Annotated in this window: 13 protein-coding genes; 7 read left to right on the top strand and 6 right to left on the bottom strand. The window is 65.5% G+C overall.

Translation table 11 applies throughout. From position 1 onward, the window contains the following. Nucleotide 1: 1 nt before the first annotated feature. Nucleotides 2–1,255, bottom strand: a complete 1,254-nt coding sequence (locus EFL26_RS00890; protein ID WP_342773505.1) for a PTS transporter subunit EIIC — start codon at nucleotides 1,253–1,255, stop codon at nucleotides 2–4. Between the two features lie 70 nt (nucleotides 1,256–1,325). Further along, nucleotides 1,326–2,066 (bottom strand): GntR family transcriptional regulator, encoded by a 741-nt coding sequence (locus tag EFL26_RS00885; RefSeq protein ID WP_123220998.1) that lies wholly within the window; start codon nucleotides 2,064–2,066, stop codon nucleotides 1,326–1,328. 116 nt (nucleotides 2,067–2,182) lie between these two features. Here EFL26_RS00885 and EFL26_RS00880 point away from each other — a divergent pair, with 116 nt between their 5' ends. The 4 genes from EFL26_RS00880 to EFL26_RS00865 all read left to right on the top strand — a co-directional run bounded on the left by EFL26_RS00880 (nucleotide 2,183) and on the right by EFL26_RS00865 (nucleotide 5,967). Continuing rightward, complete coding sequence (locus EFL26_RS00880; RefSeq protein ID WP_221176787.1) at nucleotides 2,183–3,229, top strand: SIS domain-containing protein; 1,047 nt, start codon at nucleotides 2,183–2,185, stop codon at nucleotides 3,227–3,229. Nucleotides 3,230–3,293: 64 nt separating this feature from the next. After that, on the top strand, nucleotides 3,294–3,524 hold the full coding sequence (locus EFL26_RS00875; RefSeq protein ID WP_123220996.1) for a PTS sugar transporter subunit IIB: 231 nt from the start codon (nucleotides 3,294–3,296) through the stop codon (nucleotides 3,522–3,524). Beyond that, nucleotides 3,521–3,973, top strand: a complete 453-nt coding sequence (locus EFL26_RS00870) for a PTS sugar transporter subunit IIA (RefSeq protein ID WP_123220995.1) — start codon at nucleotides 3,521–3,523, stop codon at nucleotides 3,971–3,973. The genes EFL26_RS00875 and EFL26_RS00870 overlap by 4 nt, the downstream gene beginning before the upstream one ends. Before the next feature lie 233 nt (nucleotides 3,974–4,206). Next, nucleotides 4,207–5,967 (top strand): ATP-dependent nuclease, encoded by a 1,761-nt coding sequence (locus EFL26_RS00865; RefSeq protein WP_148046593.1) that lies wholly within the window; start codon nucleotides 4,207–4,209, stop codon nucleotides 5,965–5,967. A gap of 185 nt (nucleotides 5,968–6,152) precedes the next feature. Here the strand turns inward: EFL26_RS00865 and EFL26_RS23975 are convergent, their stop codons facing one another. From EFL26_RS23975 to EFL26_RS00850, 3 genes are all read right to left on the bottom strand, one after another. Beyond that, nucleotides 6,153–6,593 carry a hypothetical protein gene (locus EFL26_RS23975; RefSeq protein ID WP_183407972.1) on the bottom strand — a complete coding sequence of 147 codons (441 nt, stop codon included), beginning with the start codon at nucleotides 6,591–6,593 and terminating at the stop codon, nucleotides 6,153–6,155. Between the two features lie 176 nt (nucleotides 6,594–6,769). Next, nucleotides 6,770–7,246, bottom strand: coding sequence for a hypothetical protein (locus tag EFL26_RS00855; protein WP_148046592.1), 477 nt, complete (start codon nucleotides 7,244–7,246; stop codon nucleotides 6,770–6,772). Next, on the bottom strand, nucleotides 7,243–8,235 hold the full coding sequence (locus EFL26_RS00850; protein WP_148046591.1) for a YopA family protein: 993 nt from the start codon (nucleotides 8,233–8,235) through the stop codon (nucleotides 7,243–7,245). Before EFL26_RS00850 ends, EFL26_RS00855 begins: the two co-directional genes overlap by 4 nt. Nucleotides 8,236–8,762: 527 nt before the next feature. Between EFL26_RS00850 and EFL26_RS00845 the strand changes: the two genes are divergently transcribed. From EFL26_RS00845 to EFL26_RS23815, 3 genes are all read left to right on the top strand, one after another. Continuing rightward, on the top strand, nucleotides 8,763–9,221 hold the full coding sequence (locus EFL26_RS00845; RefSeq protein WP_148046590.1) for a hypothetical protein: 459 nt from the start codon (nucleotides 8,763–8,765) through the stop codon (nucleotides 9,219–9,221). 124 nt (nucleotides 9,222–9,345) lie between these two features. Further along, nucleotides 9,346–9,696 carry a primase-like DNA-binding domain-containing protein gene (locus EFL26_RS00840; RefSeq protein WP_123220990.1) on the top strand — a complete coding sequence of 117 codons (351 nt, stop codon included), beginning with the start codon at nucleotides 9,346–9,348 and terminating at the stop codon, nucleotides 9,694–9,696. Between the two features lie 204 nt (nucleotides 9,697–9,900). Then, nucleotides 9,901–11,130 carry a hypothetical protein gene (locus EFL26_RS23815; protein WP_148046589.1) on the top strand — a complete coding sequence of 410 codons (1,230 nt, stop codon included), beginning with the start codon at nucleotides 9,901–9,903 and terminating at the stop codon, nucleotides 11,128–11,130. An 82-nt stretch (nucleotides 11,131–11,212) separates the two neighbouring features. Here the strand turns inward: EFL26_RS23815 and EFL26_RS00825 are convergent, their stop codons facing one another. Further along, a complete protein-coding gene (locus EFL26_RS00825; RefSeq protein WP_183407971.1) occupies nucleotides 11,213–12,148 on the bottom strand; it encodes a hypothetical protein in 936 nt (311 codons plus the stop codon). Nucleotides 12,149–12,298: the final 150 nt, after the last annotated feature.

The following is a 12,298-nucleotide window of genomic DNA, read 5'->3' as shown; positions in this document are numbered from 1 at the left end:
GTCAGGCGCTCGTGTCGGGGATGACCAGGGACTCGGCGTCCTCGTCCTCGCGACCCGGCGTCCGCAGGTTCCACTTCCGGATGACGAACCGGAAGAGGAAGTAGTACACCGCGGCGTACCCGAGCCCGATCACGATCAGCCACAGCGGCTTGGTGGCGATGTTGAAGTTGAGCAGGTAGTCGAACAGTCCGGCCGAGAACCCGAACCCGTCCTTGATGCCGAGCGCGTTCACCAGTGCCAGGGAGGTGCCGGTGAGCACCGCGTGCAGCACGTAGAGCGGCCAGGCGACGAACATGAAGGCGAACTCGAGCGGCTCGGTGACACCGGTCAGGAACGACGTCAACGCAGCGGAGAGCATGATGCCGCCGACGATCTTCTTCTGGGTCGGCTTGGCCTCGTGCCAGATCGCGAGGGCGGCCGCCGGCAGCGCGAACATCATGATCGGGAAGAAGCCGGTCATGAACGCGCCGGCTGTCGGGTCCCCGTTGAGGAACCGGGCGATGTCACCGTGCACCACGGCGCCGCTGCCGGTCGTGTAGGTGCCGAACACGAACCACGGCGGGTTGTTGAGGATGTGGTGCAGGCCCAGCGGGATGAGCAGCCGGTTGAGCGTGCCGTAGACGAAACCGCCGATGACATCGTTGTTGGTGACCCACTGGCCGAGGTTCGTGATGCCCGAGTTGAACGCCGGGTAGAAGAGGCTCATCAGCACCGAGATCGCGATCGCGGAGATGGCGGTGACGATCGGGACGAACCGGCGACCGCCGAAGAACGCGAGGTAGGGCGGCAGGCTGATCCGGTGGAAGCGTTGCCACAGGTACGCCGACACCAGACCCATCACGATGCCCCCGAGGACGCCGTAGTTGATCAGCACCTGGGTGGCACCGGCCTTGGGCAGGCCGAGGATGAACGGCGAGACGGCGTCACCGACCGCCTTGAACACCAGGTAGCCGACCACGGCCGCGAGCGCGGTCGAGCCGTCGGCCTTGCGCGCCATGCCGACCGCGACACCGACCGCGAACAGCAGCGGAAGGTTGGAGAACAGGGCGTTGCCGGCGGCTCCCAGGACCGCCGCCACCTTCACCCAGCCGAGGCCGTCGGCGCCGAGCAGGTCGGGCTGACCCAGCCGGAGCAGCAGGGCTGCGGCGGGCAGCGACGCGATCGGCAGCATCAGGCTGCGACCGAACTTCTGGAGTGGCGCGAGGTTGAACCTGCGCCCGGTGGAGGCGTCCGTGGACGCGGTGGCTGTGCTCAATGCTCTTTCCTTCCGGGGTGTGGTGCAGTGGCGGTGGTGGGGCGGTGGTGGGCGGGGCTGGTGCTGGGCGTCAGTCGTCGTGGCCCAGGGACATGTGGATCTGGTACCGGTCGCCGCGGTACCGCGACACGACGTACTCCAGCGGCGTGCCGGCGGCGTAGGAGACGCGGCGGAAGACGAGCAGCGGGGTATGGACGGGAGCGTCCAGCCGCCTGGCGGTGGTGCCGTCGGCCGTCTCGCCCCACAAGGTCTGCTCGGCCGTGTCGATGGTGAGGCCGTAGACCTCGGAGAAGAGCTCGTACAACGAGCTGCCGAGCTCCTGGCGGTCGAGTCCGGGCAGGGCGCCGCGGGGGTACCAGCCGTTCTCCAGCGCGATCGGCTCGCCGTCGGCGAGACGCACACGGTCCAGACGCCAGGCGACGTCGTCGGCGCTCAGGCCGAGAGCCTTCGCGACCTCCGCGGGCGGCTCGTCGAGCTCGATCGAGAGCAGCCGCGTCGAGGGCTCCAGGCCGCGCCGGCGCATGTCCTGGCTGAAGGAGGCGAGGTGCAGCCGGCTCTCGAGCCGCGGCGTGGCAACGAACGTGCCCTTGCCGTGGATCCGGGTCAGCAGCCCGTCGGCGATCAGGCTCTCGATGGCCTTGCGGACCGTGGCGCGCGAGACGTCGTAGGTCGTCATGAGCTCGCGCTCGGAGGGGATCGCCGCGTCCGGGCCGAGCTCGTGGGACGCGAGGTCGGCCAGCACGTCACGCAGCTGCGCGTGCTTGGGCCGGGGCCCCTCGGTGATGACCCGGGCGGGTCGGCTCCTCGACATTCTCACCTCTCGACGTCGGCCGTTCTCACTGGTACGTTCTGGTCCGTACCAGTTGGAGGATGGTCGTTGGTCCGGCCGGTTGTCAAGGGTCCGTCGAGAGTTCTGGAGGAGATTCGATGAGTACGCGGATGGCCGCCGAGGTGGCCGAACAGCCCGTCGCCGCAGCACGGACGCTCCAGGCCCTGACCTCCCTGCGTCCCGCGATCCGCGACCTTGCGGACGGTCGTCGGCACGTGCTCTTCGCGGCGCGCGGCTCCAGCGACAACGCCGCGGTCTACGGCAGGTACCTGCTCGAGACGCATGCCGGCGTCCTCGGCGGCCTCCTCTCGCCGAGCGTGGCGACGCACTATCGGGTGCCCCTGGACCTGTCCGACACGGTGGTCGTGTGCGTGTCCCAGTCGGGTTCGACCCAGGAGATCGTGACCACCCAGGCCTGGGCACGGGAGTGCGGGGCCGCGACCATCGCGGTCACGAACGTCGACGGGTCGCCGCTGGCCGCCGAGGCCGACCTGGCCCTGGTGACCCGAGCCGGACCGGAGCTCGCGGTCCCCGCCACCAAGACCTACCTCACCCAGCTGGTGGCGATGGCCGTGCTCGGGACGGCCCTGGCGCCGGAGCCGACGGTCCTCGACGCCGATCTCGCCCGGGTCCCCGCCGAGGTCGAGCGCCTGATCGCCGACCGGGTCGGTGTCGGCGCCGCTGTGGCGGCGCTCCGGGACGCGTCCCACGTGGTGGCCTCCGGACGCGGACTCATGATGGGCACCGCGCTCGAGGCCGCGCTGAAGCTGGAGGAGACCTGCCTGCGCCCGGTACGCGGCTACTCGTACGCCGACCTGCGGCACGGGCCGATCTCGGTCATCACCTCGGGCGTGGTCGCGGTGCTCGTCGCCGCTCCCGACGGGCCGCTGGTCGAGCCCCTGGTCGAGCTCGCCGGCGACCTCGCCGGGCGAGGCGCAGTCGTCGTCGGAATCGGCGGGGACCCGCGCTTCGCTGCGGCCTGCGCGCTGCACGTGCCCGGCCCGGACCTGCCCGAGGCGCTCGCACCACTCGGCGCGATCGTGCCCGCCCAGCTGGTCGTCGAGGGCCTCGCGCGCGAGCTCGGGCTCGACCCCGACGAACCTCGCGGGCTCGCCAAGGTGACCGCCACCGACCCCCACTCGTGACTCGCTCACCGTGAGCCTGTCGTGAACCGCACAAGAGAAGCACTGTGATCAAGGAGGACCAACCATGAGCAAGGCCGAGCAGATCCTCGCCGGGCTCGGCGGCGCGGACAACGTCGTCGAGATCGAGGCATGCATCACCCGTCTGCGGACCGAGGTGAACGACGCCTCCCTCGTCAGCGAGTCTGCACTGAAGAGTGCCGGCGCGTTCGGGGTGGTCGTCAGCGGCAACGCCGTCCAGGTGGTCGTGGGTCCCGAGGCCGACAACATCGCCGAGGACATCGAGGACCTGATGTGACCGCGGTGCTCGCACCCTGCCCGGGACGGCTGGTCCCGATGACGGAGGTCCCCGACCCCGTCTTCGCGGCAGAGATGGTGGGTCCGGGCGTCGGCATCGACCCTGATCCCGGCGACGTCACCGTGGTCTCGCCGATCGCCGGCACGGCAGTGAAGGTGCACCCGCACGCGTTCGTCGTGCTGGGTGCCGGCGGCGTCGGGGTGCTCGTCCACCTGGGCATCAATACGGTGCGACTCGAGGGCCGCGGATTCGAGGTGCTCGTCGAGGAGGGCGGCACCGTGGAGCCAGGTACGCCGATGGTGCGCTGGAACCCGTCGACCGTCTCAGGTCCGGACATCTCCCCGATCGTCCTGGTGGTCGCGATGGATCAACCCAAGGGCTCGGTGCCCGCCCCCGAACCCGGGAGCACCGCCGTCACGGGAGAGACGTTGTTCGTCGTCGCCGGCTGACGGGTGACGATCCGTCCAGGTGGGTGCGACGCGCGGGCAGCAGCTCGTCCAGCTCGTGTTCGCGCAGGACGGTCCAGCCCGCCGACTCCGTCGGCTCCGAATGATCCGGACCCTCGCGCGCTCCGGCGCGCGGGACCGGCCCGACGGGCACTGGCGGCGGAGTGACGCACCCGCCCACGAACGACCGCGAGTCTGGGATTCCTAGATGGGCCGTGCTGCCCGATGCTTGACCGGTGATTGAAAAATCCGAACCCGAGCGTGTCCCCACCCCCAACGCGTCGAACATGGGTGTGTCCGTCCAACGCCTGACGATCGGTCAAAGTGAGGTCGCCTTACCCAGCAAAGGAGTCACCGCCATCGTGGGTGGCAACAATGTGGGCAAGTCGACGGTGCTCCGTGAACTGGTGACACGACTAAGCGTTGACCCCGGGCAGGACGTGACGTCTCGTGGGCGTCCGGTCCTGGTCCACGATCTCCGGCTCGAAACGGAGGGGACGGCCGACGATGTGCTGGCCTGGCTCCGCGAGACGGCACACCTAACTTGGAATCCAGTCGAGGTGTTCGTCAACTCAGAGGGTCGTGGACACATGCCGCCGGCGCAGGTTGTGCACTTCTGGACCTTGGGCGACCGCTTGGGATCGCTTCACGAGTTCATGGTCCACTTTTCAGATCCGATGTCGAGAGAAGGGATGCTCGGGCCAGCCGAACCACGAGGCGACATTACGAATCCGCCCACACATCCGTTGCATCGCATAGGTGACGACGCGAAGCTTTTCGAAGAGGTCAACGACATCTGCCAGGAGATCTTTCGCGTTCCCCTAACCCTGGATCGCCTGTCAACCAACCACACGCTGCGGGTGGGGATCCCCTCAGTGACGGCCCCACCTATCGACCGCGTGACAGCCGAATATCGGGAGGCGCTTGGCACACTTCCACCCATCATGTCCCAGGGACAGGGCATGAAGAGCCTGCTCGGATTGCTCTTGCCGGTCGTGACTGCGACCCGACCGATCATCGTGATCGACGAGCCAGAGGCGTTCCTCCATCCTCCTCAGGCATTTGATCTGGGCCGGATCCTGGCGTCGATGGCGGACGACCGCGGCGTTCAAGTAATCCTCGCAACCCATGATCGCAATCTCCTCGCCGGACTCTTGGATCCAGGGGCCCCCGTTTCGGTAGTGAGGCTGGACCGAGTGGGCGATGACACCTCGGCCTCCCAGTTGGCGGCGGACGACCTCGCGACTCTGTGGAATGACCCGGTCCTTCGGTACTCCAATGTCTTGGATGGCGTATTCCATCGCCTTGTCGTCCTTGCCGAAGCGGACGGGGATTGCCGGTTCTACGCGGCTGCCCTTGACTCGATGAACCGCAACGACCCGCTGTCAGCACCCCCGAGTGAGGTGCTATTCGTTCCGTCCGGTGGCAAAGACGGAATGCCAAAGATCGCTAGAGCGCTGGGAGCAGTCAACGTTCGTGTCGTAGCGTCGCCGGACTTTGACATATTCGACGACGAAGCGAAGCTCCGCCGGCTGGTCGAAGCGTTCGGTGGTCGCTGGGCTGACTTCGCTGACGACTACAGGGTCGCAATCAGCGACCTCCTGCCCAGATCAACTGGTGCCACCTGCGGCGATGTCTTACAGGCCATCCAGGTCCAACTCGAGCCTGTGTCGTCGGAGCCTTGGACCCAGGAGCGGAAGGAGCAACTGCGCCCGACCCTCCGAACCAGCCAAAGTGGGATGTCGGACCTCAAGCGATATGGGGCCCGGGCGTTCCGGGCCGGTGGTGCGCCGCGTGCAGCCGCACTCTTGGACAAGCTCGCAGCGCTTGGCATATGCCCCGTTCGCGAGGGGGAACTGGAAAGCTTGGCGCCTGAACTCGGTGTGTCAAAAGGGCCGGCATGGTTAGCGGCAGCCCTGAAAGCCGGTGTCCATGAAAACGAAGCCACGAAGGCCCACATAGGGCTCCTCATCCAGTCGGCGGCGGTGCCCGGTTAAAGGCAGCGCGGAGCCTCACGTGAACCGGAATCCCAGTTGGGCCTTCGCTCGTTCCAGCGGTGCCGTTTGGCCCAATCCTCCGCAAGGTTCGTGGCATCGCCTCGGCGAGGGACCGCGGGGCACATCGGCGGCAGTAAGACGCGGGTGCTGAACGCGGCCTGAAGCGGCGTGAGCGCGCGAAGTGACTACGGTCGAAAGGCGCTGATCCTCACAAAGTAGCGCCTCCAGTACGGACCCTCGATCCACGGGACGTCGTCGTACTTCCAATCCGTCGACGGGAGGTCCCCGCGAGTCAGGCGGCGTTGCCTCAACCACTCATCGAAGGCATCGTCGGCTTCATCCCTGGGTGCGGGACCTGCGACCAGCTCGAAGAACACGTGTTCCTCGGCGGTCAACCGCGCAAGCAGATCCGCGCACGCGTCGGCTTCACCTCGATGCGACTGCAGTGAGGATTCATTGCCGCGTTCTGAATAGAAGACGACCCACCCCTCCGGCCGATGATCCATGACGAAGGCCTCACTGACGTGGGCGCCGTACAGGTGATACGCATCCGGGTGGACGCCGATGGCGTCAAGGTGCTCCGCCAACTGGCTCCGGGTTTGGGGGGCCACAACCTCATCGGACACACGCAGATGCTCTCACCGATCCGGCCGCTCATCGGCCAGATGAGTGCGCTTGCGCGGCGGAGTGACGCAATCACGGCGGCCCGCCCTGGAGTGCTCTCGGTCTCCAATGGCGGGTCGACAGCGCCATCGCGGGGCCGTCGGGCGCGAGCGCCAGCCCAGGCTAGAACGGGGGACCTCTATGGGTTGTGCCAGGGGACGTAGATCGAATCGCCCGCCCCGCGGTACTCCGACGTCTTGCCCAGGTATCGCTCGTCGTAGTTGAGCCACCAGAGCATGGCGACGTTGAACATCGTGGTGGCGACGAAACCGGTCTCAGCCCACTCTTCAGTGGTCCAGTTCTTGGCGTGTTTTTGCTTGGGGTGAGCGACCTTGTTCCGGAGCCGGACGACGCAGTCGAGGGCGTCTGGAACCGGCAAAGAGTGATCGGTGATATCGGCCTGCACCTTGGCCAGCCGGGCGAAGTGCTTTGGCACGGACATATCCACTCCCGCGACCTTGAGCACGTTTCGGAGCTGCCCGATTGTTCCCAGGCTCTTGGCATGCCACTGCTTGTCAGTGAGGTGGTAGGGGTCGCCAGCTGGAAGTTCTTCGACTAGGTGTGCGTAGGAGATTAGCTGAAGCGCTGATACAGGGAGAAGGACCTTCATGTTCACCGTTGCGTCGTGCTCGGCGGCATAGTGGTAGCCGAGTGCGTTTTCGAAGACCTGCCATCGCAGTGAGTCCTCCTGGTGGCGTATCCGGCCTCAAATACTTCGTTGATCTGCGCCGCAGCGTGGAGCTGGTCAAGAAACGGCGCTACACCGATTGGGCGATCGATGGCCCGGTTGCACTTCCATTCCGCCCACGTTGCTTTGCCGTTGCGGTATCCAACGGGCAGGACAATGGCGGTGACCCTGCCCAGAGCGAAGCCCGCAAGGGACTCGATGACTTCGAGTACTTCGATCGAGTCGGCGGCGTTGAACTTGCCGCCGTCGTCGCGCCGGATCCGTCCGACGTGGGTGATCGTCGACTTTCCGGTCTCGCGCTGATGCTTTCGCAGATCGTCGGGCGGGATGTCTCCGCGCGGTTCGATGCGCAGCCGCCAATCGCCGATGGAACTTTCGATACGCCCTGGGCGCTCGTTCCCGCCATAGCACGTGTTGAGGCCGTCGTAGCCATACCACCCGTTGAAAAGGAAGAACGTCAGGTGATCCAGATCGGTGGGGTCGCCTACCTGGATGCCAGCGAGGTGAGTTGCGCTTGTGCTCACGGCGCCCTTGCTCTTGGGTAGTTTGGGCGGACGAGCAGTCTTCGCGGGTGCGGGCAGACTCTTCGTTGGGATTGAGAGCTCGTCGTAATCGACCCACTTGGCTGGTTCACGCTTCCCGAGCCAGTCGGGCAGTCCGCCGGGAAAGGTGACTTCACGTACGCCGTGCGCCACGAGGTTGGGGCGGGGTTCGAGTTCGATAGTGATCACGCCGCGGTACCGAGCTCCGTCGTGGTCGAAGTTGCCGCGGTAAACCGGGATGCTGGTGGCTCCCAGAGCGGGGAGTGGATAGTGATGCTCGAGTGCCTTGGGGAACTTGTGGTTGATGACGAGGGTTTCACCGTTCGGCATCTTGATGGTCTTGCACGTACCGCAGTCAGAGTCTTTGACCGACATGAGAGCCATGGTGTCGAACTCGTGAGCCTGCGTCGCGTGAATCCGGGATCCCGAGCGGGCCAGGGTGTCGACGCCGCGCCGGCAGCGCTGGCTGGCTACGCGGCGGAGCGACGCAGGTTGCCTGACGTAACGGGCGCAACATGAGCGGGTCGTTCCCGAACCTCACCCGGGGGCGCTCCGAGCGCGAACGCGATGTCGAAGTACGCGAGCCTCCTTCGCGCTCAGGTCGGCCCTCTGCGATCGGCGGACCTGGTGGTTCTCGCCGTGGATGTGGCGTTCGGTGAGCTTGCGGACGTAGGCGGCGAACTTCATGCGCTGTCGGGTGGTGATCTGTTCTCCAGCGAGGGTCGGCGGCTGGCACTACGTTCGGGGGCATGGCGGTAGGTCTCAGCGAAGTCGTCGGGGGCGTCGTTAGCGGCCTTGCGACAGTGGTGGCAGGCGGCATGGTCGCGGGGCTCGCGCAACGCTGGATCACGACGCCTGGACGTGCGCGTCGAGCGAACCGGTTGAAGACCGAGGCCGAGCTCATGCAGCTCCTGCCCGACGGACCAGCGAGGAACGCGCTCGTCGAGCTCGTCGAGGCCGACGTGATCGACCACGTGCAGCTCGAGGAGAACCGGTCGTACAACCGGATGTGGCGCGCCGAGCTGACGATCTCGCTGGTTCAGGCCGTGGCCGCGACGGTGCTCGCCGTGGTCTCTTTCACCGCCGGCGACATCTCGGACGTGCTCGCGTCGCCTCTGTTTAGCGTCGTAGTCGTCGTCTTGGTGCTGCTGCAGATCCCGGACGTGATCCTGCTTCGTCGGATGGGCCATCTCAGGACGCGGCGGGAGGTCGACGAGGAGGCGAAGGGCTCGACGGCTACCGCGCGCCGATCACTTCAATTGCGACGGCGGACCAGCACGAGGACACGTCAAGGAGTAGAGAGCGTGCCTACTGGTAAGACCACGATGCCTAGCAAGGATTCAGTCGACAGCAACAGCTGACCGAGGACGACGGCCACGAGCCCTGGCAACCTAGAGAACGACTTTCTGAGTCATTCTTGTGTCGCACGGCCCGCTTACGTCGAGCACTCGCGCCTTCCAACGCCTATGACGTACAGTGACACTTATGAGTCATTCACTGTCGCCTGGAGACACCCTGTCATGTCCCAACTGCGGCCACGAGGTAGCCACCATCAACGCGACCAAGCCGACGACCGTCGCTGGGTCTCGGCGCCTGGGCGTCGTCAAGGACTTCGCCGACACCTGTCTCGAGACGCGCATCGGCAACGACCTCAGCAACGCGCGCTTGCACGAGGAGTACACCTGGTTCGCCGAGAAGAACGGCCACGAGCCCCTGACCGTGAAGGGCCTGACGATGGCTCTCAACGGCCTTGGTTACGAGAGTTTCCGTCGCTCGACGATGCGCGGGATCCGCGACGTCGCCCTCACCCAGGTTCACCTCTCCGAGGACGATTAACCACCACTCGGTTAGAGCCAGGGTTAAGGCCCGAGCCGCTTGTAGGTCGACCAGGAATCGGCCACTTCAGATCCTGAGCGTCATGCTGCGATCCTCGCTGCCTGTCGGACCGTCAATCTACGACGACTGACTACGCCTCCGAATGAACGCGGCGGAGCGACGCGGGTCCGGCAGCGCCCTCATTGCGGCCATGTACGTTGAAGCGTGGCTGACTTCGGGGGGATCGCCCTGCAGGGCGGAGGCGCATCGTCGGGTGCCTGGTTCAGACTGCGTAATGCGCCAAATCACGATGCGGCGGTCCGATTTGGCGGTGTCGAGGTAGAGGTCCGCAAGGGACTGCGCGCCGTTGTGGTGCGTGGCGACCTCGGCGCAAACCATCATGACGTGCTTGCCTCGGCGCCTGAGTCGGCCAACCGAGCTTTGGACCTCCTAAGCCTGAAATCGCGTCTCGCCTTGGCTTTGACGGATGTTCATGACCTGCACGTGACGTGGTGGAACGAGCCAGGTGGTGCATCTGTTGCGCGGTTCTTCTTCTCGCACACCATGAAGTTGACTGCGAGCCTCAATGTCGTTGTGACCTCGCCGGATGGTCAGGCTGCCCAGGACGCCCCAGCAGCTGCAGGATGGCAGGGGAGCATGCGCTACTTCCGAATGTCCGAAGTCACTGATGACCTCTTCGACTCCTTCCGGAACACCTACCTCGCCATCGAGTCTGTGCTGAGTGAAATCGAGCCGATGAGAGCGGGAAGGTCGAGGCGTGGCTGGGAGTCTGAAGAGGACTGGTTCAAGCGCGCATTGCGCACCGCGAGTGCCCACGTGCCAGTGAGAAAGTTCGCCCCGTCACCGGACCTCGGCGATCCGATCCACGCCATCTGGCTTGAACTATGCGAGCAGCTCCGCCATGCAACATTCCATGCCAAGACGGCTCGCAATCCGTTGCTGCCCCAGGATGGTTTCAGCAGGTCCCGGATTCTTGAGGCGCGCCAGAGGTACGCGCGTCTGTACCTCTCACTGGCCGGAACGCTATTTCGCGCGCAGCTGGGTCGAGGCGAAACCGGCATCGGTCCCGCGGTGCAGCGGGCGGTGGCGGAAACACAAGCAGAGCAAATGGTCGTCGCATTCGCTGACGATCCCACGCCGGTTGTCGAGGGTGATGAACTCATATCTCCCGCTCACGGCACGGTCCAACCTCTTCCGACGCAATCCGAGTTGGCGGGCAACCGGCTGGAGGTCCAGGCCGAGGCGCGAGTGTCGGACCTCGTACCGGGTGCTGCGGTCGGGCGGTTTGGGGCCGTTGATAAGGACACGGGTAAGGCGCTCATCTTCGACGGTTTGGAGGGACGTCTTGCGCTCGACGGATTCGATCGGTGCCAAGTGCGCCTTTCGCTCGGCGTGACAGGGCATCCGGGACTGAAATCGGATTTCGGCAGTTGAACGGCGGGCGGGCGCCGATAGTCCCCTTGACTTGTTCTACCTCGTCAGGTGTTCACGCGATGCGACGGACGGCAGCCGGTTGCTACGACTGCTCGGCGAGCGGCCAGTCGTCGCGTCGCGGGTTCCACTTGGACGTGTAAGCCTTCGGGCCTAGGCCCTGTGAGGCGATCGACGCTGACTGAGAGCCCTTGAACTTGTACCTGGATCGCTCGACTGCGCACGCCCACAGGTCGGGGTCGACGTCGTCTGGTACGTCCGGGTCGAACTTCTTTGGCGGCTCCTTCGTCGCTGCCGAGACCGCTTCAAAGCGCGCATCCGGAAAGGCGGCCGCAGGGATGCGAAGGCCGCCGTCTCGGCTCTCGAGGCCGCTTTCGGTGACTGCCCAGCCGTCGGCGATCCACTCATCCAGGGGTCCGGTGATCCATCCATCGTCTTCGCCGGCTCGCGCGGACAGCGCTTGTTCGAGCGCATCTGCGAGGTTGGAGAAGACCTCAGAGCCGACTCGGGCCGCCGCACTCGTGTGGCCAGCGGTTTGCATATCTGTGATGAGTTCATCAAGGGCTTCACCTGCGGTCTGGCCGTGCCTCCAACGAATGGAAGCCGTCTTGTACCCGCTGGCCTGCTCGTCGTGTGGGACTTCATAAGAGAGAACGATGGCTGGAGGTGCGTCGTCGAAGATGTTCCCCGTGCTGAATCGGCCACCCAGGCGTTCCTCGCCCCAGAAGATTCGGACGCGCGGGGAACCGAACGACGGGCCTGCCGGGACGGTGACAGCTCCATGCCAGAGGCCCTTGATCTCGTTCGCCTGCTCGAGGGCGGAGGCGACCGTGTCGAACGAGTACCCGTCACGAAGGTCCTGAATGACCGAAGTTCGCCGGTCTGCACGTGCCCGACGTCGTTCCTCGAGTTCACGGTTGATGTCCGCGACTTGTTGCTGCAGCGCATGGGTCGCCTGTCGGATTTCCTCGGTCTGGGCGGCGACCTCGGTTCGCGTTGTCTCGGCCACTGCTTGGGTCACGGTTCGAGTGAACTTCGGTTCTAGGTAGAACAGGAGCGCAGCTAGAAGCAGCGTGGTTCCGATGTTGGTGAGCGTTGTGGCGGCGATTACCTGCGATGCGCCGAAACTTGAGTCGACCCACAGTGTTAGCGCGAACGGGGAGGCTGCGAC

Origin of the sequence: Nocardioides pocheonensis, from assembly GCF_003725535.1 — a bacterium.
Classification (GTDB): Bacteria; Actinomycetota; Actinomycetes; order Propionibacteriales; family Nocardioidaceae; genus Marmoricola; species Marmoricola pocheonensis.
This window is presented reverse-complemented; position numbering and strand designations above follow the sequence as displayed.

What these genes read in the sequence shown, in the direction of transcription:
- EFL26_RS00850 (WP_148046591.1), bottom strand. Translation starts at nt 8,235, where the DNA reads ATGTCGGTCAAAGACTCTGACTGCGGTACGTGCAAGACCATCAAGATG.
- EFL26_RS00845 (WP_148046590.1), top strand. Translation starts at nt 8,763, where the DNA reads ATGCAGCTCCTGCCCGACGGACCAGCGAGGAACGCGCTCGTCGAGCTC.
- EFL26_RS00885 (WP_123220998.1), bottom strand. Translation starts at nt 2,066, where the DNA reads ATGTCGAGGAGCCGACCCGCCCGGGTCATCACCGAGGGGCCCCGGCCC.
- EFL26_RS00880 (WP_221176787.1), top strand. Translation starts at nt 2,183, where the DNA reads ATGAGTACGCGGATGGCCGCCGAGGTGGCCGAACAGCCCGTCGCCGCA.
- EFL26_RS00840 (WP_123220990.1), top strand. Translation starts at nt 9,346, where the DNA reads ATGAGTCATTCACTGTCGCCTGGAGACACCCTGTCATGTCCCAACTGC.
- EFL26_RS00875 (WP_123220996.1), top strand. Translation starts at nt 3,294, where the DNA reads ATGAGCAAGGCCGAGCAGATCCTCGCCGGGCTCGGCGGCGCGGACAAC.